Origin of the sequence: Nonomuraea sp. NPDC050383 (genome assembly GCF_044459125.1) — a bacterium.
Lineage (GTDB): Bacteria > Actinomycetota > Actinomycetes > Streptosporangiales > Streptosporangiaceae > Nonomuraea.
Genome location: NZ_JBITIP010000015.1, coordinates 101,042 through 123,928 on the forward strand (window position 1 = coordinate 101,042; position 22,887 = coordinate 123,928).

Annotated in this window: 23 protein-coding genes; 13 read left to right on the forward strand and 10 right to left on the reverse strand. The window is 71.4% G+C overall.

The features are described from left to right. The first annotated feature begins 57 nt into the window (after nucleotides 1-57). From ACIBG4_RS31400 to ACIBG4_RS31410, 3 genes are all read left to right on the forward strand, one after another. Complete coding sequence (locus ACIBG4_RS31400; protein WP_397204868.1) at nucleotides 58-1,698, forward strand: LCP family protein; 1,641 nt, start codon at nucleotides 58-60, stop codon at nucleotides 1,696-1,698. Between the two features lie 176 nt (nucleotides 1,699-1,874). Then, nucleotides 1,875-3,203, forward strand: coding sequence for an acyltransferase family protein (locus tag ACIBG4_RS31405; RefSeq protein WP_397204869.1), 1,329 nt, complete (start codon nucleotides 1,875-1,877; stop codon nucleotides 3,201-3,203). 56 nt (nucleotides 3,204-3,259) lie between these two features. After that, nucleotides 3,260-4,252: a glycosyltransferase gene (locus ACIBG4_RS31410; protein ID WP_397204870.1), complete on the forward strand. Its 993-nt coding sequence runs from the start codon at nucleotides 3,260-3,262 to the stop codon at nucleotides 4,250-4,252. Here ACIBG4_RS31410 and ACIBG4_RS31415 read toward each other — a convergent pair. Together ACIBG4_RS31415 and ACIBG4_RS31420 are read right to left on the reverse strand one after the other, a co-directional pair. Next, entirely contained in the window at nucleotides 4,249-5,172 is a 924-nt protein-coding gene (locus ACIBG4_RS31415) for a hypothetical protein (RefSeq protein ID WP_397204871.1), read from the reverse strand. The genes ACIBG4_RS31410 and ACIBG4_RS31415 overlap by 4 nt on opposite strands. Next, on the reverse strand, nucleotides 5,169-5,636 hold the full coding sequence (locus ACIBG4_RS31420) for an RNA polymerase sigma factor (protein WP_397204943.1): 468 nt from the start codon (nucleotides 5,634-5,636) through the stop codon (nucleotides 5,169-5,171). Before ACIBG4_RS31420 ends, ACIBG4_RS31415 begins: the two co-directional genes overlap by 4 nt. A gap of 140 nt (nucleotides 5,637-5,776) precedes the next feature. Here ACIBG4_RS31420 and ACIBG4_RS31425 point away from each other — a divergent pair, with 140 nt between their 5' ends. Beyond that, nucleotides 5,777-6,442 carry an acetoacetate decarboxylase family protein gene (locus tag ACIBG4_RS31425; protein ID WP_397204872.1) on the forward strand — a complete coding sequence of 222 codons (666 nt, stop codon included), beginning with the start codon at nucleotides 5,777-5,779 and terminating at the stop codon, nucleotides 6,440-6,442. Between the two features lie 34 nt (nucleotides 6,443-6,476). Here the strand turns inward: ACIBG4_RS31425 and ACIBG4_RS31430 are convergent, their stop codons facing one another. From ACIBG4_RS31430 to ACIBG4_RS31455, 6 genes are all read right to left on the reverse strand, one after another. Beyond that, nucleotides 6,477-7,361 carry a glycosyltransferase family 2 protein gene (locus tag ACIBG4_RS31430; protein ID WP_397204873.1) on the reverse strand — a complete coding sequence of 295 codons (885 nt, stop codon included), beginning with the start codon at nucleotides 7,359-7,361 and terminating at the stop codon, nucleotides 6,477-6,479. A gap of 186 nt (nucleotides 7,362-7,547) precedes the next feature. Then, nucleotides 7,548-8,315: a CDP-alcohol phosphatidyltransferase family protein gene (locus ACIBG4_RS31435; protein ID WP_397204874.1), complete on the reverse strand. Its 768-nt coding sequence runs from the start codon at nucleotides 8,313-8,315 to the stop codon at nucleotides 7,548-7,550. Continuing rightward, complete coding sequence (locus ACIBG4_RS31440) at nucleotides 8,293-9,333, reverse strand: iron-containing alcohol dehydrogenase family protein (RefSeq protein ID WP_355440095.1); 1,041 nt, start codon at nucleotides 9,331-9,333, stop codon at nucleotides 8,293-8,295. The genes ACIBG4_RS31435 and ACIBG4_RS31440 overlap by 23 nt, the downstream gene beginning before the upstream one ends. 60 nt (nucleotides 9,334-9,393) lie before the next feature. Further along, complete coding sequence (locus ACIBG4_RS31445) at nucleotides 9,394-10,125, reverse strand: sugar phosphate nucleotidyltransferase (protein ID WP_397204875.1); 732 nt, start codon at nucleotides 10,123-10,125, stop codon at nucleotides 9,394-9,396. A gap of 172 nt (nucleotides 10,126-10,297) precedes the next feature. Continuing rightward, nucleotides 10,298-10,933 carry a DUF5941 domain-containing protein gene (locus ACIBG4_RS31450; protein ID WP_397204876.1) on the reverse strand — a complete coding sequence of 212 codons (636 nt, stop codon included), beginning with the start codon at nucleotides 10,931-10,933 and terminating at the stop codon, nucleotides 10,298-10,300. Then, nucleotides 10,930-12,435, reverse strand: a complete 1,506-nt coding sequence (locus tag ACIBG4_RS31455; RefSeq protein ID WP_397204877.1) for a CDP-alcohol phosphatidyltransferase family protein — start codon at nucleotides 12,433-12,435, stop codon at nucleotides 10,930-10,932. The genes ACIBG4_RS31450 and ACIBG4_RS31455 overlap by 4 nt, the downstream gene beginning before the upstream one ends. A gap of 93 nt (nucleotides 12,436-12,528) precedes the next feature. Here ACIBG4_RS31455 and ACIBG4_RS31460 point away from each other — a divergent pair, with 93 nt between their 5' ends. Then, nucleotides 12,529-13,923: an SDR family oxidoreductase gene (locus tag ACIBG4_RS31460; RefSeq protein ID WP_397204878.1), complete on the forward strand. Its 1,395-nt coding sequence runs from the start codon at nucleotides 12,529-12,531 to the stop codon at nucleotides 13,921-13,923. Nucleotides 13,924-14,084: 161 nt separating this feature from the next. On the opposite strand, the gene ACIBG4_RS31465 is transcribed toward ACIBG4_RS31460, so the two are convergent. After that, nucleotides 14,085-15,125: a glycosyltransferase family 2 protein gene (locus ACIBG4_RS31465; protein WP_397204879.1), complete on the reverse strand. Its 1,041-nt coding sequence runs from the start codon at nucleotides 15,123-15,125 to the stop codon at nucleotides 14,085-14,087. A 112-nt stretch (nucleotides 15,126-15,237) separates the two neighbouring features. On the opposite strand from ACIBG4_RS31465, the gene ACIBG4_RS31470 reads away from it, so the two are divergent. The 4 genes from ACIBG4_RS31470 to ACIBG4_RS31485 all read left to right on the forward strand — a co-directional run bounded on the left by ACIBG4_RS31470 (nucleotide 15,238) and on the right by ACIBG4_RS31485 (nucleotide 19,041). Next, complete coding sequence (locus ACIBG4_RS31470) at nucleotides 15,238-16,674, forward strand: LCP family protein (protein ID WP_397204880.1); 1,437 nt, start codon at nucleotides 15,238-15,240, stop codon at nucleotides 16,672-16,674. Nucleotides 16,675-16,708: 34 nt separating this feature from the next. Next, nucleotides 16,709-17,056, forward strand: a complete 348-nt coding sequence (locus tag ACIBG4_RS31475; protein WP_310708213.1) for an STAS domain-containing protein — start codon at nucleotides 16,709-16,711, stop codon at nucleotides 17,054-17,056. Nucleotides 17,057-17,234: 178 nt separating this feature from the next. Beyond that, on the forward strand, nucleotides 17,235-18,074 hold the full coding sequence (locus ACIBG4_RS31480) for an LLM class flavin-dependent oxidoreductase (protein WP_397204881.1): 840 nt from the start codon (nucleotides 17,235-17,237) through the stop codon (nucleotides 18,072-18,074). Between the two features lie 226 nt (nucleotides 18,075-18,300). Then, nucleotides 18,301-19,041, forward strand: coding sequence for a DUF4097 family beta strand repeat-containing protein (locus ACIBG4_RS31485; RefSeq protein ID WP_397204882.1), 741 nt, complete (start codon nucleotides 18,301-18,303; stop codon nucleotides 19,039-19,041). Nucleotides 19,042-19,063: 22 nt separating this feature from the next. Here ACIBG4_RS31485 and ACIBG4_RS31490 read toward each other — a convergent pair whose 3' ends face one another. Then, on the reverse strand, nucleotides 19,064-19,204 hold the full coding sequence (locus ACIBG4_RS31490; protein WP_397204883.1) for a hypothetical protein: 141 nt from the start codon (nucleotides 19,202-19,204) through the stop codon (nucleotides 19,064-19,066). A gap of 165 nt (nucleotides 19,205-19,369) precedes the next feature. Between ACIBG4_RS31490 and ACIBG4_RS31495 the strand changes: the two genes are divergently transcribed. The 4 genes from ACIBG4_RS31495 to ACIBG4_RS31510 all read left to right on the forward strand — a co-directional run bounded on the left by ACIBG4_RS31495 (nucleotide 19,370) and on the right by ACIBG4_RS31510 (nucleotide 22,876). Next, complete coding sequence (locus tag ACIBG4_RS31495; protein ID WP_397204884.1) at nucleotides 19,370-19,780, forward strand: VOC family protein; 411 nt, start codon at nucleotides 19,370-19,372, stop codon at nucleotides 19,778-19,780. A gap of 78 nt (nucleotides 19,781-19,858) precedes the next feature. Further along, on the forward strand, nucleotides 19,859-20,323 hold the full coding sequence (locus ACIBG4_RS31500; RefSeq protein WP_310708217.1) for a helix-turn-helix transcriptional regulator: 465 nt from the start codon (nucleotides 19,859-19,861) through the stop codon (nucleotides 20,321-20,323). A gap of 283 nt (nucleotides 20,324-20,606) precedes the next feature. Then, nucleotides 20,607-21,083: an iron chaperone gene (locus tag ACIBG4_RS31505; protein ID WP_397204885.1), complete on the forward strand. Its 477-nt coding sequence runs from the start codon at nucleotides 20,607-20,609 to the stop codon at nucleotides 21,081-21,083. A gap of 377 nt (nucleotides 21,084-21,460) precedes the next feature. Next, on the forward strand, nucleotides 21,461-22,876 hold the full coding sequence (locus tag ACIBG4_RS31510; protein ID WP_397204886.1) for an ATP-binding protein: 1,416 nt from the start codon (nucleotides 21,461-21,463) through the stop codon (nucleotides 22,874-22,876). The last annotated feature ends 11 nt before the right edge of the window (nucleotides 22,877-22,887 follow it).

Sequence of the window (22,887 nt, forward strand, 5' to 3'; positions counted from 1 at the left end):
TGGCGCAGAACGACCATGCCGACGCGTGAGGCGCGCGCAGACCAGGCGAGGGGGCGTATGAGTGACTACAGGAGCGTGTCCGTGCAGGACCGCAGGGTCGCCCCGGCAGAACCCGGCCACCGGATGTCCCGCCGAGCGGCGGCGGCCCCCCCGCCTCCCCCTCCGCCGGGTGACGAGCCCCCGCGCGGCGGCCGCCGGGCCGCTCCGGGCAAGGGCGGCGGCGGCGTCAACAAGATGCGCGTTCTGGCCTGGATCAGCATCGGCGCCACGACGGTGATGGTCGCGGGCGCGCTGACCGGCTACACGGTCTACCGCGACGCCTTCGGCAACATCCACCAGAAGCCCGTCAAGATCCTCACCCCGCGGCCGCCCAGCACCGGCGCGCTCAACGTGCTCCTGGTCGGCTCCGACACCCGCGCGGGCGAGGGCAACGCGAAGTACGGCCAGAAACTGGCCCGCACCGCCGACGCGGGCGGCAAGCGCACCGACACGATCATCCTGTTGCACCTGTCGCCCAACCGCGACAAGGCCCAGCTCATCAGCTTCCCCCGTGACTCGATGGTGCAGATCCCCACCTGCCAGAACGAGACCACCAAGCAGCCGATGCCGGGCTACCGCGGCCAGATCAACGCCGCCTACAGCTCCGGCGGCATCTCCTGCACGATGTCCACGCTGGAGACCCTCACGGGCATCCGCATCGACCACTTCGTCGAGGTCGACTTCAGCGGGTTCAAGAACATCGTCAACGCCCTCGGCGGCATCCAGATCTGCCTCAAGTCCGGCGTCGACGACAAGTTCTCCAAGCTCAAGCTGCCCCCGGGCAAGAGCCTGCTGAACGGCGAGCAGGCCCTCGGCTACGTGCGGCTGCGCCACTACGGCGACGGCAGCGACATCCAGCGCATCAAGCGCCAGCAGATCTTCCTCAGCAAGGTCGTGGCGAAGGCGACCAGCGGCGAGCTGCTCACCAACCCCGCCAAGCTGACCGGCTTCATCAAGGCCGCCGCCCAGTCCGTGACCATGGACCCCGCGCTGGCCGCCGACACCGGGAAGCTCCTGGAGATCGCCCGGAGCGCCGAGAAGCTCACCGCGAACGGCGTCAAGTTCACCACGATCCCGTGGGTTCCCGACCCCGAGGACAAGAACCGGGTCGTGTGGAAGGAGCCCGACTCCACCGAGCTGTTCAACGCCATCAAGAGCGACATCGAGGTGGCCAAGCCGGAGCCGTCGACCAGCACCGGCACCGCGCCCAAGGTCGCGCTCAAGCCCGAGCAGGTGCAGGTCCAGGTGCTCAACGGCACCACCACGTCAGGCCGGGCCCGCACCGTCGCCGACCAGCTCAGCAAGCAGGGCTTCAAGGTCGTCGGCCTGGGCAACTACCAGGCCCCCGACGGCAAGTCCCTGGCCAAGACCGAGGTCCGCTACGCCAAGAAGGCCGCCGACGGCGGCGACTACGCCGGCGTGCTGGCCGGGATGGTCGTCCCCAAGCCCGCCCCCACGGCCGGCAAGATCAGGCCCACGACCACGGACGTCTACACCTCGCCGGTCGCGCTGCCCTCGGGCGGCGCCAAGGCCGCGGGCACGCCGGTGATCCAGCTGATCGTCGGCGAGGACTTCCAGACGGTCAAGGTCGAGAAGCTTCCCGACAGCGTCAAGAACAGCACCATCGTCGCCGCGGACCAGAAGAACGTCTGCACGTGACCTCCGAGTTCCCTGTGTAAGCGGGGTTTCGGATGCGTCTCGAGAGACAGGACCGTCCTGGCCGGGATATCGTGGTGCGGGTCGGCGACACCGCTCGTCCTCCGCCGTCAGGGCGTCTGTAAGGCGTGGCGGCCGTCGCGTTCCCCCGGCCCCGAGCGAAGCTGAGCGACTCCGTAGTGTCTGAGACCAAGCCGTCCGCCCCGGTCACCACTCCCCCGGCTCCCGGGGGCCCCGGCGAGGCCGCCGGCCCCGCGAGCACGGGAGCCGGCTGGCCGCTGCCGGAGGAGACGTTCTGGAGCGAGCGGACCGACCCCCACGGTGTCCGCCCCGGCCCGCCGGCCCTCGGCGCCGCGCCGCCCGCCACGGACGCCCCGAGGACGGCCCCCAGGACCCCGAGCGCTCCTCCCAGCGCCCCGAAGGCGGCTCCGGGTGACAAGGCGGCGCCGGTGACGGCGGTGGCCGAGGCTCCCCAGGCGCAGGCCGCGCCGGAGCAGCAGCCCGAGCCGCCCCGCCGCAAGCGCGACCCTTACCTCGACAACGTCAAGTTCCTCCTGATCGCCCTCGTGCCCATCGGCCACTCGCTGGTGCCGACGCTCGACGCCGACTCCTCACGCGCCGCGTACATCTTCATCTACGTCTTCCACATGCCGCTGTTCGTGGTCATCAGCGGCTACCTGTCCCGCAACTTCTGGAACTCCAACGCGAAGACGAACAAGCTCGTCGACACGTTCGTCGTGCCGTACGTCATCGTGGAGGTCGGCTACGCGGTGCTGCGGTCCGCGCTGGGCCAGAAGTGGTCGCTGACGATCATCGACCCGGCCTGGCTCAACTGGTACCTCCTGGCGCTGCTGTTCTGGCGGCTGTCCACTCCGGTGTGGAAGCGGATGAAGTACCCGGTGCCGGTGGCCATCGCCATCTACCTGTTCGCCGGGTTCTCGCAGATCTCCGGCGACTTCAGCATGGACCGCTTCTTCGGCCTCATGCCGTTCTTCGTCATCGGCCTGGTCATGCAGCCCGAGCACTTCGAGCTGCTCAACCGGCGCTGGATCAAGATCGTCTCCGTGGGCGTGCTGGCCGCCGCCGCCGCGGTCGCCATCTACATCGCACCCAAGGCGACGCTCAAGCCGTTCTACTTCAAGCACAGCTACGCGGACATGGACCTGTCCTGGTGGATGGGCCTCGGCGTGCGCACGGGTCTGCTCGTCTGCTCGCTCGCCGTCTGCCTCGCGGTGCTCGCGCTCGTGCCCCGGCGCGAGACGTGGTACTCCGACCTGGGCACCCGCACCCTGTACTGCTACCTGCTGCACGGCATCCCGGTGCTCATCGCCAAGGAGATGGGCTGGCTGGAGCTGCCCTGGCTGCACGGCCCGCTCGGCGTGCTGGCGATCAGTTCGAGCTGCTTCGCGCTGGCCATCGTGCTGTGCCTGCCGGAGACCCGCACGGTGTTCAAGTGGGTGCTGGAGCCGCGCCTGACCTGGTTGTATCGGCGCCCATCTGGAAGTTAAGCGGTAGTTCGACCCGCATTAACGTCATCGACCTGGTCAGCACCGAGCATCTACGCATGCGGGTATGCGTAGCCACCACCGTCCACCATCCCGAGGACGCCCGGATCATGCACCGGCAGATCAGGGCGCTGCTCGACGCGGGCCACAAGGTGACCTACGTCGCGCCGTTCACCTATTTCAACGTCACGCCGCCGATGGGCCTCGACCCCGTCGACGTGCCGTACGGCGGGCACTTCGGCCGGGCCGCCGCCGCGCTCAGGCGCGGCCTGCGCGGCGCGGACCTGCTGCTGGTCCACGACCACGCGCTGCTGCGCCTGCTGCCGCACCGCCGCCCACCGGTCGTGTGGGACGTGCGTGAGCCCGTCGCCCCCCGGCGGCTGGCACGGGCGGAGCGGCGGTACCACGTCTGCTCCTCCTCCGTGGTGCCGGAGGCGACCGTGGTGTCCCCGACCCCGCCCGCTCCCGGCGACACCCGGGTGGTCCACCTCGGCCGGCTGTCGGCCGAGCGCGGCCTGGCGGAGCTCATCCGGTTGGCCGAGCGGCTGGCGCCGCACGGCATCCGGATGGAGCTGATCGGCGCCGCCGAGCCGGGCGTCCGCCCGCTGCTGCGCGACGCCCAGCGGGTCGGGCTGCTCGACTGGTACGGCCACGTCCCGAACCGGCACGCCCTGCGGATGGCCGAGGGCGCCCTCGCCGGCCTCTCCCTGGCCGCCGAGACGGTCACGGGGGTCCCCACCAAGGTCCTCGACTACATGGGCCGCGGGTTGCCCGTGATCACCACGCCGCAGGCGGCACCGCTGGTGGAGGGAGTCGGCTGCGGGATCGTGGTGCCGCTGAGCGTGGACGCGGTCGTGGACGCCGTGCTGGACCTCAAGGAGGACCCGGCACGGCGGGTCGCGCACGGCGCGCGCGGTCACGCGGAGGCCCGGCTGCGGCACCACTGGCCGGACCAGGCGCCGGCGTTCGTGGCCCGGATGGAGGGGTGGGCCGGGCTCACCGCCCCGGTCCGGCACCGCGCCGTCAAGACTCCCCTGTCGCGAACGGCCTAGCGCGGACGGTCGAGGTCGAAGGCCACATCGGCCAGCCGGACGGTGCGCACCCTCGGGTCGTCGAGGAGCTTGCGCAGGTCCCCGACCGAGGCCAGGTCATCCACGTAGGCGTACACGAGACCGTCCTTCGCGGCCTTGCGCAGCCGGGCCAGCGACAGGTCGAAGCGGCGGAGATTGGCCTCGTCGTAGTCGCGCAGCATGCCGACCCAGCGGCGGAAGATCTCCAGGTTCTGCTCGGGCTCCTTGCCGCACGGAGGGCCCAGTTCCAGGTCCGGGTAGGCCCGGTCGTAGGTGGTGTTGTCCCAGGTGATCGGGACCGAGCCGGGCCGCCGCTCGTAGACGGCCGGCCCGCCGCACCCCTGGCCGAACTTCGCGAACTCGGCCGGTGTGAGCGGCTCGGCGAACTCGACGACGGCCATCGCGTTGAGCGCTTCGGGCAGCCTCGCCAGCACCCGGCGCACGTCCTCCTTCCGCTGGAGGTCCGTGCCGACGTCGGCCAGAGAGGCGGTGAGCCGCGTGTTGGCGTAGTTGCCGAGGGGCAGCCGGCCGACCCGGCCGAAGAAGTCCTGGGTGATGGTGTAGAAGCCCGTGGCGCCGCCCTCGAAGCCCCCGGCGGCGCGCCGCTGGCGGGCGCCGACGGTGAACGACATCGACAGCGGCGTGGTCTGGCAGCAGTCCTGGACGTCGATGGCGTACGCCGGGTTGTAGATCTTGAAAGCGGTGGCCAGCACGTCCGTCATGCGCCGCTCACGGTCGCCGCGCTGCTGCACCGCCGCCGACCCGAGCGTCGCGACGAGCACGACCGCCACCAGCACGGCCAGCACCACCGTCGCCGTCCTGACGATCCCCCGGCGCACCGACCGGCGGGTCGCCCTGGGGTCGAAGTCCGGCAGCTCCAGCACCGGCTCGTCCTCGTTCATCGCACTCCTCCGCTTTTCTCGGCTCCGTACGTCTCGGCGAACGCGGCCCGCGCGCGCCACACCGCGGTCTTGATCGTCGCGTGCTTCGTGCCGGTCATCGCGGCCACCTCCACCAGCGAGAAGCCTTCGAGGTAGACCAGCGTGAGCAGCCTGCGGTGCCGCTCCGGCAGCCGGTCGAGGGCGTCGCGCACCTCCAGGGCGTCGACGTGCAACGGCGGCGCGCCGAGCTCGTCGGCGTCGGGTAAGGCGAGCTCCCGGCGGGAGCGCCGGACGTGGTCGATGAGCACGTTGCGGGCGATCGTGAGCAGCCAGGCGGCCGGGTTCTCGCCGCGCCAGCCGAGCAGGGCTCGGGTCGCCTTGACGAACGTCTCCTGGGCGAGATCCTCGGCGAGATGGGGATCGCGGGTGCGGCGCAGCAGGAACCCGCACACGAGCGCCCAGTGCTCGCGGTAGAGCTCCTCGATGACAGCCTCCGCGTGGTCAGAATGGTCACATCAGCACAGACGGGGGCCGCCCGGGAATGGTCACATCGCTTTCCGGTTGATGTACTGGACGCATGGCATCGCATGTGATCCAAGGGCGTACGGTCAGCATGCCTGTCGAGGTGAGAGACGCGACCGTCTGCAGCGCGATGTTCCCCGTGCGGGCCGACGCGGCCCGGGCGGTGATCGCCTATTCCGGGCTGGACGTGGCCGAGGTGTTCCCGGGCAAGGCCGTCTGCGTGCTGACGTTCGTCGACTACCGCGACGGCGACCTCGATCAGTACCACGAGTTCGGCATGGCCTTCATGGTCAGGCCGCCGGGCGTGGCAGGGTCGGCCGGGCTGGCCGACCTGAGGCAGGCGGGCGTGTTCATCCACTGGCTGCCGGTGGACCAGCGATTCACGCTGGAGGCCGGGCGGTCGATCTGGGGGTTCCCGAAGGAGCTGGCGGACATCGAGCTGCGGCTGTCGTCGCCGTACAAGCGCTGCATCGTGCGCAAGGACGGCCGGCTGGTGCTCGACCTGCTGCTCCGCCCGGGCCTGCCCGTGCCCGGTTCGGGGCCCATGACGCCGCTCGACGCCTACACGCACCGCGACGGGCTGACGCGGCGCGTGCCCTGGTCGGTGCGTCCGCGAGGGGTCAGGGTACGGCCGGGCGGGGCGCTGATCCGGCTCGGCAACCACCCCATCGCCAAGGAGCTGAGCGAGCTGGGCCTGCCCAAGCGGGCCCTGACCTCGACCACGGTGGCGCGGGTGGAGATGACCTTCGGCGAGGCGCTCAACCCCTAGACGGACCGTGCCTCCGGACGGGCCGGAGGGCTGGTCAGACGATCGGGGGGCGGCCGAGCTTCACCATGCGCCAGGCGGTCCGCCACGCCATCGGACGGCGCTCGCCGGCGGACGTGCGCAGCCCTTCGAGGAAGCCGGCGAACCACGCCTTCAGCGCCTCGGAGGAGCCGCGCTCGCGGATCACGGTCAGCACGATCCAGTCGAGCAGGTAGAGGACCGCCAGCGGCCACGGCAGGTTGCGGCGGGCCAGCCAGACCCGGTTGCGGGCGTTGAGCCGGTGGAAGTCGGAGTGCCGGGTCGGCGGGACCTGCGGGTGGTACATGACCGTCTCGGCGTCGTACTCGATCCGGTAGCCCTCGCCGAGCAGCCGCCAGGCCAGGTCGGTCTCCTCGTGGGCGTAGAAGAACCGCTCGGGCAGCCCGCCCACCTGGAGGAAGGCCGAGCGCCTGATGGCCGAAGCGCCGCCGAGGAACGTGGTGACCGGCGAGGACCGCTCGGGATCGCCCGCGCGCAGCCGGGGAACGTGGCGGCGCTGGCCGGTGCCGCCCTCCGGGTCCATCACGCGGAACGAGATGACGGCGAGGTCGGGCTCCGTGGCGAACCGGTCGCGGACGTGCGAGACGACCTTCTGGTTGGCGTACCAGCCGTCGTCGTCGAGGAACAGCACGACGTCACCGGAGCACTCCTCGACGCCGCGGTTGCGGCCGGCCGGGATGCCGGTGTTGCGGTCGAGCCGGATCGTCTTGACGATCGCGGCCGAGCCCTCGGGTGGCGTCGCCGACACCTCGGGCACGTCGGCGCCGTTGCCGACGATCACCACTTCGACGTCGCCGTCGATCTGGTTGAGCGCGGACTCGACCGCCCGGTTCAGCTCCGCGACCCGGTTGCCCATGGTGAGGATGACGCACGAGATCTTCAACGAATCATCGTCCTGACGCGTTGAGAGCACGAGCGGAGCATTCTTTCATGATCACCGAGTCTGCTGGTCGCATGGTCCTGATGTTGGTGGAGCTAAGCGTATCGGAACCGATCGTGAACCCCCGCCGAACGACGGAGGTCCGATCTATACGACGGCCGAGACGGGCAACCGGTTCCGGGCTTCTGATCAAGCAAGCCGCCTCGACGCCATGATGCTGACCAGATGGAGCACGACCTGGAGGCAGGCCGCCACGAAGCAGGCGACGAGCAGCACCCGGGTGGCCGTGAAGCCGCCGATCACCATGTCGATCACCGTGGTCACCACGACGAGCAGCGAAAGCTCGATCGGCTGCACGATGCGGTGGAACTTCGTGGCCCCCAGCACCCGCCGGCCCAGCCCCAGCACCCCGGAGCGGAACTGCGCCCCGGACGCCTCGGTGGCGGCCGGCAGGCCGCCCTTGGCCCGCGCCACGTCCACGAGGTCGGTCTCGGCCTTGATGAGGATCGCGCCGAGCGCGGCGGCGACCCCCAGCACGGTGTACCAGTCGGGCAGGACGGCCGAGACCCGCCAGCCGAGGCCGACGAGCACCGCGGCCTCGGTGAAGTAGGCGCCGACGCGGTCCAGGTAGACGCCGGTCAGCGAGGTCTTGCCGGTCCAGCGGGCCAGCTCGCCGTCGGAGCAGTCGAGCAGCAGGTAGACCTGCACGAGCAGGGCGGCGACCACGACGGCCCAGAACCCCGGCAGCGCCAGCACGACCCCGGCCGCGACCCCCGCCAGCGTCATCACCCAGGTGAGCTGGTTGGGCGTGACGGGCGTCTTGGTCATCAGCCAGGTGACGTAGATGGACATCCGGCGCATGTAGAGCACGCCTGCCCAGTGCTCGCCGTTCCTGCGCTCCAGGTGGCCCGCGGGCTGGGCCACCCGCCGCAGCTCAGCTACCGAAGGCCCGGACATAGTCCTCCACCCGATCGCGGATCTCGGACTCCCCCATGCGAAGGTGCTCCAGGATCGTGTAGCGGCCGGGACGCGTGGCGGGGGCCAGCGCGACGGCCTCGGCGAACTGCTCCGTGCTCAGCCCGATCTCGGCCGGCGACACGGGCAGCTGGTGCCGGCGCAGGCAGCCCGTCACCTGCGCGAGCCGGGCGTCGTCCTCCCTGAGGAAGAAGCAGAAGGCGGCACCGATGCCGGCGAGCTCGCCGTGGTTGGAGGTGCCCGGGAAGAGTTGGTCCACGGCATGAAGGATCTCATGGTCGCCGCCGCTCGAAGGACGTGAGGACCCGGCGATCACCATCGACATCCCCGACAGGATCAGGGATTCGGCGAGGACCGTCAGGAACGCGTCGGACTCGATCGAGTCGGGGCGGCCGATCAGCGCCTCGGCGGAGGTGCGCGCCATCGAGCAGGCCAGGCCGTCGATCGGCTCGCCGCGCTCGACGTTGCTGAGGATCCAGTCGTCGATGGCCGACAGGTTGCTCACCACGTCGCCCACGCCCGAGCGGACCAGCGACTCCGGCGCGTTGTGCACGAAGTCGAGGTCCACCAGGATCGCCAGCGGCATCGGCACGCCGAAGGAGCCCTTGCCGCCCTCGTACGTCAGCGAGGCCGTCGGGGAGCAGATGCCGTCGTGGGACAGGTTGGTGGCCACGGCGACCATCGGGATGCCCGCCAGGGAGGCGGCGTACTTCGTCGCGTCGATCGTGCGCCCGCCGCCGACGCCCACGACCACCTCGTAGGCGCCCTTACGCAGGTCGGCGCCGAGCGAGACGGCGGCCTCGACCGACCCGTCGGCGACCCGGAACACCTCGGCCTCGTCGAGCGTGGGCGCGATCAGGCCCTCGATGTGGTCGCCCTGGCCCGGCCCGACCGCCACCGCGACACGGCCGGAGGTCGCCACCCGGCTGTCGGCGAGCAGTGCGCCGAGCTGCGCCACCGCGCCCCGTCTGACCTCCATGGTCAGCGGCGCCGGCAGCATCCGCGCTAGCAGCGGCATGCGGCCCCCTCAGGAGCGGCTGGAAGCGGCATCCGGGCCCCCTCAGTAGCGGACGGCGATGGTGCGGGCCTTGGCCAGGTCGTCGTGGTTGTCCACCTCGACCCAGTCGACCTCGCCGATCGGCGCGACGTGGATGCCCTCGCCGCGCTCGATCATCTCCTGGTAGCCGTCCTCGTAGTAGAGCTGCGGGTCGCGCTCGAACGTGGCGCGCAGCGCGTCGGCGAGCCGTTCGGCGGCGGCCGGCCGGATCAGCGTCGCCCCGATGTACTCGCCGTACGCCTCGGCCGGGTCCATGAGCTTGGTGATCCGCTTGACCGCGCCGCCGTCGAGGGTGACCTTCATCTCCTCGTCGGCCAGCTTCTTCACGTCGTCGACCGCGAGCAGGATGTCGCTGGTCTCGGGAGCCGACAGGAGCGTCTTCTCGACCGAGACGGGGTGGACGGTGTCGCCGTTGACGAGCAGCGCGCCCTGCGCGAAGTAATCGCGGGCGCACCACAGGGAGTAGGCGTTGTTCCACTCCTCGGCCTTGTCGTTGTGCACGAGGGTGAGCTTGACGCCGTGGCGCCGCTCCAGCTCCTCCTTGCGCTCGTGCACCGCCTGGGCGGCGTATCCCACGACGACCACGACCTCGCGCAGGTCCACCTCGGCGAGGTTGCGCAGCGCGATGTCCATGATCGTCGTCTCGCCGTCGACCGGCACGAGAGCCTTGGGCAGCGTGTCGGTGTACGGCCGCAGACGTCTTCCGGCTCCAGCGGCCAGCACCATTCCCAGCAACGTGCACTCCTCAGTCGAGCATGACTCCGTACGGACGGACCCCGTCCCGGCGGCGGATCGCTGAACGCGCCCCACCGTACGCACGGACTCCGTCACGTGGTGGGTCGCCGGACGCGCACCACCGTAGGCCCAAAGGTTAGTTGGCTTTGGGCCCTGTGCGGGTAATCCGGCGTCAGTCTTGTGTTCCCATGTCGGCCACCTCGGGCGCGGGCTCCGGTTCGGAGCGGGGCGCGGCGAGCCAGCAGGTGAGGCTCTCCCACGCGAACAGGCCCCACAGGTAGAGCGCGAGGAGCGCGTAACCGAACGTCATCACGCCGGCGACGCCCGCCAGCGCGATCACCAGCATCCGCCCCTCCCACCCGAGCCCGAACTTGGACAGCCACGGCGGCGGGTAGACCCGCTGCCGCAGCCGGTACACCAGGTCGTAGTGGTGGAAGGCGAGCGCGCCCAGCAGCACCACGATCAGCACCGGATGGACGCCGTGGGCGAACCCGCAGGCGGCGACGAAGGAGTACTCGATCACCCGCAGGATCGGCGGCACGAGCCAGTCGAAGCGCCCGTCGTGCGGGTGGGAGCTGCCCGGCCCGGCCAGCAGCAGCGTCACGGCCGGCGCGAAGAGCGCCAGCCCGTCGCTGCCGGCCACGCCCAGCATCAGCAGCACGCCGGTGACGAACGCGCCCGCGACGACCGGCGGCAGCGGCGGGAGCTGGCCCGCCACGAGCGCGCCCATGCCGCGCGAGAGCGACCCGTCGTCGCGGTAGGCGACGACCGTGCTCCTCGGCACCGGTGTCATGTGCACGGTGATCATCGCGTCGACCTCGCGATCCGCCCGGTGAGCTGGTAGAGGGCCGCGACGCTGCCCCAGGTGATGAGCGCCGCGAACGTCACGCGGGCGTTGAACAGCGCGGCGGTCACGGCGATCAGCGCCATCCGCTCGCCGATGGGCAGGACGATCATCTTCTTCGCCCAGCGGACGATCGAGTCGCGCTCCAGCCGGTGGGCGAGGCCCAGCACTCCCGGCGCGGGAGCGCCGGCCCGCCCGTCGGTCTCCTCCAGCAGCGAGCGCACCGGCTTGGCCCACATCGCGCCGATGCGGTTGGCGTCCGCCACCGATCCCCCGAACGCGAAGTCGATCGCGTGCCGGACGACCTGGAGGATCATCGCGGCGATGGCGAGGTACCAGATGCCGTCGGGTCCGCCGTTCTGCCACGGCAGGCCGTCGGCGTAGCCGAGGGCCAGACCGGCGTAGACGACGTACTCCTTCAGCCGGTCGGCCATCCCGTCCGCCCACGCCCCGAGCGGGGTGAACGCGCGGGTGTAGCGGGCGAGCTGGCCGTCCAGGCAGTCGAGCACGAACGACAGGTAGACCAGCGCGGCCCCCGCCACCTGCCCACCGCGCGTGCCGGCCGAGAACCAGACCGCCGCGAGGACGGCCAGGGCGACGGAGCAGCCCGTGACGGTGTTGGGCGTGAGCTTGAGCCGGGCCGCCGGGCGCACCAGATGGCGTGACCAGGTGGAGACGAAGAACGTGGTGAAGAAGCCGTCTCGGTCCTTGATCGCGGTGTCGAGGCGTACCTGGTCCTCGTCCACCTCCGCGAGGCGGGCCATCGCGCCGTCGCAGGTGGACTGCCCGGTCACCCGGTCGGCGTGCAACCGGCCGAGCCGGGCGGCGCGGACCCGCGCGCCGGCCCTGACCATGCCCACCAGGAGCAGGTCCACGGCCTCGATGGTGCTGACCGGGCCGAGCCGCCCGCTCTCGGCGAGGTCGGCCAGCTCCTCCGCGACGTCGGCGAGCGAGGCGAGGTCGCCCTCGCCCGCCTGCAGCACACCGCGGAAGGTGGCGTTGGCCTGCGGAACCGTGTGGAAGGAGCTGCCCGCGGCGACCACCCGGCCGCCCTCCACCCGCACGGGCGGGCGCCGCGGCCCGCCGTCCGCGTCGGACGAGACGAGCGCGGCGGAGCCGCGCGCGGGGTGCTGGAGCAGCAGCCCCAGCGCGTCGGTGTGGGCGACGAGGTCGGCGGGCAGCACGACGACGGCGCCGGTCGAGCCGCGGGCCAGCTTGGCCACGGCCCGCAGGTCGGCGCCGAGCCCTCCGGCGTTTTCGGCATGCTCCGCGTCGGGCTGCTCTCCGTGCGTGAGCAGCGCACCGCCTGGCGTCAGCACCTGTACGTCGCGGACGGAGAGCGTCGCGAGCTGGTCGCCGAGCCGGTCGAGCAGTGTGCCGTCCGCGCAGGAGAGCCTGCATGCCGGAGTCGTGGCGAGCAGGACCACCGAGGCGGCCGAGCTCGCGCGGGTCAAGGAGTCGGTCAAAGCGCAGGTCCTCCCGGTAGTGAGGGAGTGCGTGGACTCAGCGTAGCGACAGGGCGACGGGATATCACGGACCCAGACCGTTACGCTCCGGGTATGGATTCTGGGTTGCGCGCCGTCGGGGTCGTTCTGGCGGGCGGAGTGGGGCAGCGGATGGGGCTCGGGCGGCCCAAGCAGCTCGCCACGATCGCCGGGCGGACGATCCTGGAGCACACGATCGCCCTGTTCGACGGCTCCCCCGACATCGACGAGGTCGTGGTGCTGATGACGCCGGGCCTCGCGGACGAGGCGAGGGAGCTGGTCGGGCGCGCCGGGTTCCGTAAGGTCAGCCAGGTCGTCGAGGGCGGGGCGAGCCGCACGGAGAGCACCTGGCGGGCGCTCCAGGCGATCGGCACGGAGGAGTGCGACGTGCTGCTGCACGACGCCGTCCGGCCCTTGCTGGAGCCCCGGATCATCACGGACTGTGTGCGGGCCCTGCGGACCCACCGGGCCGTCGAGGTGGCGATCCCCAGCTCCGACACCATCTTCACGGTCGACCCGGGCCCGGCCGGGGAGACCATTGCGGAGGTTCTGGACCGGTCGCGGCTGCGGCGCGCGCAGACGCCGCAGTGCTTCCGGCTGTCGGTCATCAGGGAGGCGTACGAGCGGGCGCTGGCGGACCCGGACTTTGGCAGCCGGCCGGCGACGGACGACTGCGGGGTGGTGCTGCGGTACCTGCCGGACGTGCCCATCCACATCGTGCCGGGCAGCGAGCGCAACCTGAAGATCACTCATCCGGTGGACGCGCGGATCGCGGCCGGCCTCCTCGCGACGTCGCCGGTGCCGGTGGTGCCGGAGGCGGGCCTGCGGGCGGCGCTGGCGGGGCGGACCGTGGTGGTGCTCGACGCGGGGGCGGGTCCGGGGGGAACGGGTCCTGAAGGCGCGGACGCGCGGGTGGCGGCGGAGCTGGCCGAGCTGGCCGCCGGGCACGGCGCGGTGGTGCGGGTCCTGTCCCGCGAGCGGGACGGGCTGCGGCTGGACGACCATGCCGCCGTGGCCAAGGCCCTGGCCGGGGTGGGGCGGATCGACCACCTGGTCCTGGCCGTGTCCCCGGGACGGGCGGGGAGCCTCGTGGACGCCACGGACGAGAGCGTGGCGGAGGCGGCGGTGTCCGGCTACCTGGGGCCGGTCAACGTGGCGCGGGCGGCGTACCCGCGCCTGCGGGAGAGCGGCGGGGGGCTGCTCCTGTGGGCCCCGGCGCCGCCGGACGCCCCCGGCATGGTGGACGCGGCTGGGGCTTTGCCGGGCCCGGGGGACGCGCTGCGGGCGCCGGCCGGGGCGGCGGTGACCGCGCTCGCCCGGTCCCTGGCCGCCGAGTGGGCCGTCGAGGGCGTGCGGGTCAACTGCGTCACCGCCGGCGGGACGGCGGGCGAAGCGGCGCGGGCGTCGCTGGCCGTGCTGGCGTCGGGCCTCACGGGCCAGGTCGTGGACCCGTCACTCGGCGACGGCTGACGCCCTCGCACTCGGCTACGGCTGACGCCCTCGCACTCGGCGACGGCTGACGCTCTCCGCGAGCGCCCGCCACCCGTACGGCACGGACCGGCTCGTACGGGGGCGCGGACGGCCCCGTACGGGCGCGTGTCACCTCGTGGTGCGCGCGCCCGTGGCGGTCGTCAGTGCAGCGCCAGGTGGCCCTGCTGGGGCGACGGGCGGGCCAGCTTGCGCGGGCTGGTCAGGAAGCCCCAGCCCCACGAGAGGTGCATGGTGGCGTACACCAGCGGCAGTTTCGCCTTGACCGCCGCCGGATGGCCGCTGCCCGTCAGCACCGAGCCGACCACGATGGCCAGCGCGTACCCGCCCGGGATCACCAGCCCGAGCGGGAAGAACGGCGAGACGACCAGCCCGAGCGCGATGGCCAGCACGGCGGCGGGCGGCGCGAGGTAGCGCAGGTTGATCGTGCCCTCGTGGGTGCGCGAGACGACGCGGCGCCAGCGGCCGTAGTGGAAGTACTGCTTGGCCAGCGCCTTGACGTTGGGCCGGGGCCGGTAGGACACCCGCATGCGCGGCTGGAACCACACCAGGCCGCCGCTCTGGCGGATGCGGTGGTTCATCTCCCAGTCCTGGGCGCGCTGGAAGTGCTCGTCGTAGCCGCCGACACGGTCGAGCGCGGAGCGACGGAACACGCCCAGGTAGACCGTGTCGGCCGGGCCGGCCGTGCCGCCGACGTGGAAGGCCGCGGCGCCGACGCCGATCTTGGACGTCATGGCGCAGGCGACGGCCTGCTCGAAGGCGGTCACGCCCTCGGCCGCCATGACGCCGCCCACGTTGTCGGCGCCGGTCTCCTCCAGCGTCTCGACCGCCACCCGCAGGTAGTCGGACGGCAGCATGGCGTGCCCGTCGACCCGGGCGACGATGCCGTTGCGCGAGGCCGCGATGGCGGCGTTGAGCGCGTTGGGCGTGCGGCCCGTCGGGTTGGGCACCACGACGACCCGCCGGTCGGCCGCCGCGATGGCGTCGGCGACCTCCTGGGTGCGGTCTTGTGAGGGTCCCACGGCGAGGATGACCTCGATCTCGCCCGGATAGCTCTGGGCGAGGATCTGGTGGACGGCCTCGCGAAGATGCCGCTCCTCGTTGAGGACCGGCATGACGACGGAGATGGGCGGCCAGCTTCGGGTCTCCGCTGGCGCGTGCGGCGAGTCGGGGAACTGCTTCATGGCGGGGCTCACGCTACTGTACGGGCAGGGGAGGAGGGCAATCGAAGGCCCGATCCTCGCGGCGGCACATGAGGGGGACGGGATGCGCGACCCGGGCGAGGAGGACGCTGGGGTGCATGTGGGCGGAGACGCCTACGGCGGCGTCAGGCTCGCGCCAGGTCGTAAGCGCAGGCAAGGACGCGGCGCTCGGGCGCGTCGGCGCAACCTGATCCTGTCCGGCCTGTTGTCGGCCGGGGTGCTGGTCGGCACCGGCGTGGTGTGGGCGACCCCCAGGCAGATCGGCACGGTCGACGCGGGCGTGACCGAGCCGGTGTCCCGGGGCGCGATGAACGTCCTGCTCGTCGGCGTCGACAAGCGCGACGACCTCACCCGTAAGCAGCAGAACCAGCTCAAGCTGGGCCGTGAGGTCGGGCAGCGGACCGACACGATGATGGTCATCCACCTGTCCGAGGACCACAGCAAGGTGACCGTCGTGAGCCTCCCCCGCGACACCTGGACGACCATCCCCGGCAAGGGCCAGCACAAGATCAACTCCGCGTACCAGTTCGGCGGGCCGAAGCTCGCCAAGCAGACCGTGGAGCAGGTCACGGGGCTGTCCATCAACCGCTACATCGAGGTGAACGTCCTCGGCTTCATCGACGTCGTGGACGCGCTCGGCGGCGTCACGGTGTGCACCCCGGTCGCCATCAACGACCCCAAGGCGGGGCTCACGCTCACCGCGGGGACCCACGAGCTGCACGGCGCTCAGGCGCTCGGCTACGCCCGCACCCGCGCCACGGCCCGCTCCGACCTCGACCGCATCGACCGGCAGCAGCAGGTCATCTCCGCGCTGCTGAACCGCGCCCTCAGCGCCGGCACGCTGGCCAACCCGGCCAAGCTGGCCGCGTTCGTCGACTCCACGCTGCGCACGATCAAGGTCGATCCCGACGACGGGCTGATGGGGCTGGCCACGCAGATGCGCGACGTCTCGCTGGACGACGTCGCGTTCGCGGACGTGCCGTTGAAGAACGTGGACTTCAAGGCGCCGACCGGCGAGTCGGCGGTGCTGTGGGACGAGACGGCGGCGCGCGAGCTGTTCCGGCGGATCGGCGCCGACGAGGACCTGGTCAAGCCCAGCCCCTCGCCCTCCGCCTCCTCCTCGGCGAGCGCCACCGCCAAGCCCGCCGGCGAGGCGATCCCGCCAGAGCGCATCGCGGTCACGGTCAAGAACGGCACGCTCGTCACGGGTCTGGGCGCCCGGACGAAGGAGGCGCTGGTGGCGGCCGGGTTCCGCGTGCCGGACCAGCCGGGCAACACCCCGCGCAAGGACTACAAGAAGACGGTCATCCGCTACGCCGCCGACCGCGAGGACTCCGCCCGCACCGTCGCCGCCGCGATCCCCGGGGCGGAGCTGCGCGAGGCGGCGGATGTCAAGGGTGTCGAGGTCATCGTGGGCAGCGACCAGCCGAAGATCTCGAAACCGGCCCAGACGGCTACCCCAGGGGTGAAGCCCACGTCAACCGCTACACCGACTGCGAAAACGGCAACTCAGAACATATGCAAGAAATAGGTATAAGTATCCTAACTTCGGGCACTGGACCGTCATGGTGGTCAAATACTGGCGGGAGGACCTCTGCACGGTTGTGCGCGTTGTCGGTGATCTCGACGTGGCCGGAGCCCCGCGTCTGCGGGCGGAGCTGGACCACATCCTCACCAGGACCGACTCAAGCAACGTGGTCATCGACCTGACAGCGGTCCCGTTCTGCGATTCGGTAGGGCTCGGCGTTCTGGTGAGCGCGTTCAACCATGTTCACCACGTGCATGGCAGACTCATCCTCGTGCTGGCGGACGGCATGATCAGCCACCTCCTCACCATCACCAACCTCGACCGTCACTTCGAGACGGCGTCGTCGGTCGAGGAGGCGTGCTCGGCGGTGTCGGCGGCGGCCTGACTCCCGGCGGCGACCTGAGGCCGGACGACCGCGGCCTGCCGACGTACTGGATACTCGGATGCCGATCGGCCGCTGCCCTCTACCGGCAGGCGGCCCATGGAGGCGATCATTCCTGGGAGGCGTGGCACGCCGCCGGGGATGGTCGTGCCGCCCGACGGTGACGACACAGGAGGCCGCTGTGAGGCTCGGAGTGATGTTCGACCGCGACCTGGCGCCGGAGTTGCTGGTGCCCTTCGCGCGGGAGCTGGACGGCCTGGAGGTGGCCGACCTGTGGGTCGTGGAGGACCTGGGGTGGACCGGCGCCGTGTCCGCGGCCGCGACCGCGCTGGCCGTGACCGAACGCCTGCGGGTCGGCATCGGCATCACCCCCGCTCCCCTGCGCAACCCCGCGCTGCTGGCGATGGAGCTGGCCAACCTGGCCCGCCTGCACCCCGGCCGGCTCGCCGCCGGCATCGGGCACGGGGTACAGGACTGGATGCGCCAGGTCGGCGCCGCCGTACCGTCGCCGCTGGCGCTGCTGGAGGAGACGATCACCTCCGTACGGGCCCTGCTGCGCGGTGAGACCGTGACCCTGCACGGCCGGGCGGTGCACCTGGACGGCGTCTCGCTCGTCCACCCGCCCGCCGAGCCGCCGCCGGTGCTGGCCGGGGTGGTCAGCCCGCGCTCGCTCGCGCTGTCGGGCCGCGTGGCCCAGGGCACGATCGTCCCCGAGGGGCTGCGGCCCGACCGGTTGCCCGCCATCCTGGAGCAGATCGGCGCGCCGGAGGGGCACGAGCTGGTGGCGTTCACGTTCCTGTGCGTCGGCGACGACGCCCGTGAGGTGATGCGGCCGGCGGCGGAGGGCCAGGCGGCGTTCCTCGACGTGACGCCCGAGGAGGTCGTCATGGCCGTGGGCTCGCCGGAGGAGGCCGCCGCGCAGGTGCGCGAGCTGTGGGAGGCGGGGGCGACGACGGTCGCGGTACGGCCGATGGGCGCCGAGCCGCTGTCCCACGTTCGCAAGCTCCTCGCCGCCCTCTGACCCGGCCGGCGGGAAGGCCCTTCTGACCCGTTTCGCCGGTGAGGCCCTTCTGACCCGTACGCCGGTGAGGCTCTTCTGACCCGTACGCCGGTGAGGCCCTTCTGACTCGTTCGGCGGTGAGGAGCGCGGCATTGTCCGGTCACGGAGGGAAATGCGGCCGAACGGCGGAGCAGGACTCGGCCGGATGGCCGATGGCGGTGCGGCGCCGCCGGACGACGATCTTCCCATGAGACGCATCACGGGGACGATGGCGGCGGTGGCGGTGACCGTGCTCGCAGTGGCGACGGCCGGCTGCGGGATCGAGCTGGACGCCAAGGAGGTGCACGGCAGCCGCGCGTTCACGCACTCGGGCGGGCAGCTCACCATCCGCAGCTCGACGGGCGGCCTGCGCATCCTGCCCGGCGACCCGGGCGGGGTACGCGTGGACCGGTGGGTGCGCGGCAAGGCCGCCGGCGACGGCAACGCGTCCTGGTCGCTCAAGGACGGGGTGCTGCGGCTGGGCGCCGACTGCACGACGGTGTTCGGTGACTGCGGCGCCCGCTACCACGTACGGGTGCCGCCCGGCGTACGGATCGTGGTGCAGGCGGCGGACGAAGGCGTGATCCTCGACGACCTCGCCCAGGACGTCGACGTGTCGACGCACGGGCCGATCACGGCGCACCGCACGTCGGGACGGCTGCGGCTGCTGGGCGCCGACGGGGTGGTCGCGGGCGAGGGGCTGAAGTCGGCGAGCGTACGGGTGCGGACGAGCTCAGGGGCCGTCCGGCTGACGTTCGCCGCGCCGCCGACGGAGGTGGACGTCATGTCGCGTGACGGCTACGTCAGGACAACGGTGCCCCGGGGGGCGTACGCCGTGACGGCGCAGAGCCAGTACGGCGACGAGCGGTCGCAGGTCAAGGACGTCCGGAGCGACCGGACCATCGTCGCGAAGAGCACCTCCGGCGACATCCGAATCCTCACCCGCTGACCGCATTCTCACGGGGGAAATTTCAGGCGACGTCGAGCCCGAGGCGGCGGACGACGAGTCTCTTGGTCCCGGGCGCGTGCCTGCGGAAGATCTCCGCGAACACCTCGGGCTCCGGCCGGGACCGCGCGATGACCGCGGAGCCGGCCGGGCTCGTTTCCGGCATGCTCTGACCTCTCGGCTCACGGGTGGGACACCCGTCCTTGCCCGCCCGGTTCCCGCCCTCCCGGACGTCGCGTAGGCCATCGTCCGGCAGGACCTGATCCCGGGTGGCCGGACCGATCAGTTTTGGAGAAGCACAGGTCACCGGGCCCCGGATACCGTGACAGCCATGGACATCACCATTCACACGACCTCCCTCCCGCATGACGACCCGGACGCCGCTGTGGCCTTCTACCGCGACACCCTCGGCTTCGAGGTACGCAGCGACGTCGGGCACGGCAAGATGCGCTGGATCACGGTCGGCCCTGTCGACCAGCCCGGGACGTCCATTCTCCTGGCGCCGCCGGCCGCCGACCCCGGTATCACCGAGGACGAGCGCCGCACGATCATCGAGATGATGGCCAAGGGCACCTACGGCTGGATCCTGCTGGCCACCCGGGACCTGGACGGCACCTTCGAGAAGCTGCAGGCCGGCGACGCCGAGGTGGTCCAGGAGCCGACGGAACAGCCGTACGGCGTTCGTGACTGCGCCTTCCGCGACCCCGCGGGCAACCTGGTCCGCATCCAGCAGCTTCGCTGAGCCCCGCTCCACCCTCACCGGCGAGCGCCTCGCCATGCGGCCCGGATGCTCGCACACATCGACGAAAGGAGTTCTCTCATGTGTCATCCCGCATGGGGACGCGCGCTCACCGCGGCACAGCACCTGAACGACCTCGCGCGACTGCGCCGCGTCCGCGATCGGATCGACCGCGAGTACGCGCAGCCGCTGAACGTCGAGGCGCTGGCCCGCAGCGTGCACGTGTCGGCCGGGCACCTCAGCCGGCAGTTCCGGCTCGCCTACGGCGAGTCGCCGTACGCCTACCTGATGACCCGGCGCATCGAACGCGCGATGGCGCTGCTACGTCGTGGCGACCTCAGCGTCACCGACGTCTGCTTCGCGGTCGGCTGCTCGTCGCTGGGCACCTTCAGCACCCGCTTCACCGAGCTGGTCGGCATGCCGCCCAGCGTCTACCAGCGCCGCACCGCGGGCGCCGGGGCGGGGATGCCGTCGTGCGTGGCCAAGCAGGTGACGAGACCAGTCAGGAACCGAGAAGCGCCGGTCAGCGAGCCGCAGCCGGCGTGACGGACATGACGTCGATCGCGTCCCTCGCACTTGAGGGCGCGTCGACCGCGACGGCGTCCCATGGACGGCACCGGCTCCTGCTCGGCAGGGGACGCCGGGCCCTTCACTGACCCGGACGGGTCCGCGTGGGTGGCCGCGTCGCCGGCGACCACGCCGTGACCTGCCGCTGTCGTCACCCGGGCGGCAACCGATCAGTTTTCGAGAAGCCTTCACCGGCGGCGGATCTCTAGCATCAGATTGTCCGGATCAACCCTTTAAGACTTGTATGAGAGGAATACCTGCCATGGAGAGCACGCAGACGTCCGCCGAGAGCACCGGCGCAGCGGCAGAGAAGTACGACGGATTCACGGAGGAGGAGCGGAGCGCGATGAAGGAGCGCGCCCGGGAGCTGAAGGCGTCCGCGCGGCGCGGCTCCGGCGCGGCCAAGCCGGACCCGGAGAGCGAAGTGCTCGCGAAGATCGCCGAGCTGGAGGAGGCGGACCGCGTCCTCGCCGAGCGCATCCACGAGATCGTCAAGGCCAGCGCGCCGGCCCTCTCGCCGAAGCTCTGGTACGGGATGCCGGCGTATGCCAGGGACGGCAAGGTCGTCTGCTTCTTCCAGAGCGCCCAGAAGTTCAAGGCGAGGTACGCCACGCTCGGCTTCAACGACCCGGCGAACCTCGACGAGGGCACCATGTGGCCGACCGCGTTCGCTCTGACGCAGCTGACCCCCGCCGACGAGGCACGGATCGGCGAGCTCATCAAGAAGGCCGCGAGCTGAGCCGGGCGTTCGGACGCGCCTCCTGCCTGACGCGCGATCCGTCGGCCACCTGGCACGGCTGACCCGCTCCGCCGCCCGTAGGCCACGACGATTCGAGACACGGATCGGGCCGGGGTTCGGGGGCCGCGCCCCCCGATGTGACTGCCGGAGCCCGGGCGCGCGAAGCGCGTGAAGACGAGGACCGCCGGTCAGATCATCGCCGAGGTCGCCCGCACACCGCGGTGGCGCCACACCGCCATCTCGGAATCCACAGAAGTATACTTCCGTGAAGTACAGTTCTGTGGATTGCCACATACCGCGAGGGGCACGTAATGATCACCAAGCCTGAGCGTGTCTTCGGTCGCGCCCGTGAGTGGGAGGGGCTGTCCCGGTTCGTGGTGGGCAAGGGGCCGGCGACCGCCCAGGGCGGGGCGGCTCTCGGCGTGGTCTCGGGACGCCGCCGCCAGGGGAAGAGCTTTCTCCTCCAGGCCCTCGCCGAAGCGGCCGGCGGCATGTACTTCGCCGCGACGGAGGCCACGGAGGCGGAGTCGCTGCGGCTGTTCACCGAGGCGCTGACGCGCTACACGCGCGAAACCATCGAGATCCCGCCGAGAGACTGGAACGACGCGATCACCTACCTGTTCAGGGCGTTCCGCGACCGGCACATGCCGGTGGTCATGGACGAGTTCCCGTTCATGACCAGAAGTTCGCCCGAACTGCCGTCGATCATCCAGCGCGAGCTGGGCCCCGGGGGCAGTGGGCGGGAGAGCGGTGCGCGGCTCGTGCTCTGCGGCTCAGCCATGTCCGTGATGGGGAGCTTGCTGGCGGGCCAGGCTCCATTGCGTGGGCGGGCCGGGCTCGAGCTGGTCATCCGTCCGTTCCGCTATCAGGAGGCAGCGAACTTCTGGGGCATCACGGATCCGAGACTCGCCGTGCTGGTCCATGCCGTACTCGGTGGAACTCCGGCGTACCGGTACGAGTTCACGCAAGGCGACGTGCCCGCGGACCTGGCCGACTTCGACCCATGGGTGATCCGCACTGTCCTCAACCCCCAGACCCCGCTGTTCCGCGAGGCGCGCTACCTGCTGGCGGAGGAGTCCGAGATCCGGGACCCGGCGCTCTACCACTCGGTGCTCGCCGCCATCGCCAGCGGCAACACCACCAACGGCGGCATCGCGAACTATGTCGGGCGGAGATCCGATCAGATCACCCACCCTCTCAACGTCCTGGAGGATTGCGCGCTCGTCACGCGCGAGCCTGACTTGTTCCGTTCCGGACGCGCCCGTTACCGCATCGTGGAGCCATTGATCACCTTCTACGAGGCCATCATGCGGCGACGATGGCCCGAGCTGGAGATCCACCGGGCGGAGAGCGTCTGGGGGTCTGTCCGGCAGAGCTTCCTGGCGCAGGTCGTCGGTCCGCACTTCGAGGCGCTGTGCCGCGATTTCGCCGCGGACGCGGACGAGAGCTTGTACGGCGACTTTCCGGCGGAAGTGGGATCGGGGATCGTGCCCGATCCGGCGAACCGGACCCAGATCGAGATCGACGTGGCCGTCCTCGCCGCCCAGGAGCCGGGCAGACCGCGCCGCGTCCTGTCTCTGGGCGAGGCGAAGTGGGGCGAGCTGATGGGACGGCCGCACCTGGAGCGGCTGGGCCGGGCGCGGAAACTGCTGGAAGGCAAGGGCTACGACACCCGTGACACCGTGCTGGCCTGTTACGGGGGGTCGGGCTTCACCCCGGAATTGAATGCCGCCGCCGAGACCGACTCGAAGATCCTCCTTGTCGGCCTCGATCGCCTCTATGGGCACGTGTGAACGTTGAACGT

What these genes read in the sequence shown, in the direction of transcription:
- ACIBG4_RS31400 (WP_397204868.1), top strand. Translation starts at nt 58, where the DNA reads ATGAGTGACTACAGGAGCGTGTCCGTGCAGGACCGCAGGGTCGCCCCG.
- ACIBG4_RS31410 (WP_397204870.1), top strand. Translation starts at nt 3,260, where the DNA reads ATGCGGGTATGCGTAGCCACCACCGTCCACCATCCCGAGGACGCCCGG.
- ACIBG4_RS31415 (WP_397204871.1), bottom strand. Translation starts at nt 5,172, where the DNA reads ATGAACGAGGACGAGCCGGTGCTGGAGCTGCCGGACTTCGACCCCAGG.
- ACIBG4_RS31435 (WP_397204874.1), bottom strand. Translation starts at nt 8,315, where the DNA reads ATGTCCGGGCCTTCGGTAGCTGAGCTGCGGCGGGTGGCCCAGCCCGCG.
- ACIBG4_RS31440 (WP_355440095.1), bottom strand. Translation starts at nt 9,333, where the DNA reads ATGCTGCCGGCGCCGCTGACCATGGAGGTCAGACGGGGCGCGGTGGCG.
- ACIBG4_RS31450 (WP_397204876.1), bottom strand. Translation starts at nt 10,933, where the DNA reads ATGATCACCGTGCACATGACACCGGTGCCGAGGAGCACGGTCGTCGCC.
- ACIBG4_RS31460 (WP_397204878.1), top strand. Translation starts at nt 12,529, where the DNA reads ATGGATTCTGGGTTGCGCGCCGTCGGGGTCGTTCTGGCGGGCGGAGTG.
- ACIBG4_RS31465 (WP_397204879.1), bottom strand. Translation starts at nt 15,125, where the DNA reads ATGAAGCAGTTCCCCGACTCGCCGCACGCGCCAGCGGAGACCCGAAGC.
- ACIBG4_RS31475 (WP_310708213.1), top strand. Translation starts at nt 16,709, where the DNA reads ATGGTGGTCAAATACTGGCGGGAGGACCTCTGCACGGTTGTGCGCGTT.
- ACIBG4_RS31485 (WP_397204882.1), top strand. Translation starts at nt 18,301, where the DNA reads ATGAGACGCATCACGGGGACGATGGCGGCGGTGGCGGTGACCGTGCTC.
- ACIBG4_RS31490 (WP_397204883.1), bottom strand. Translation starts at nt 19,204, where the DNA reads ATGCCGGAAACGAGCCCGGCCGGCTCCGCGGTCATCGCGCGGTCCCGG.
- ACIBG4_RS31495 (WP_397204884.1), top strand. Translation starts at nt 19,370, where the DNA reads ATGGACATCACCATTCACACGACCTCCCTCCCGCATGACGACCCGGAC.
- ACIBG4_RS31500 (WP_310708217.1), top strand. Translation starts at nt 19,859, where the DNA reads ATGTGTCATCCCGCATGGGGACGCGCGCTCACCGCGGCACAGCACCTG.
- ACIBG4_RS31505 (WP_397204885.1), top strand. Translation starts at nt 20,607, where the DNA reads ATGGAGAGCACGCAGACGTCCGCCGAGAGCACCGGCGCAGCGGCAGAG.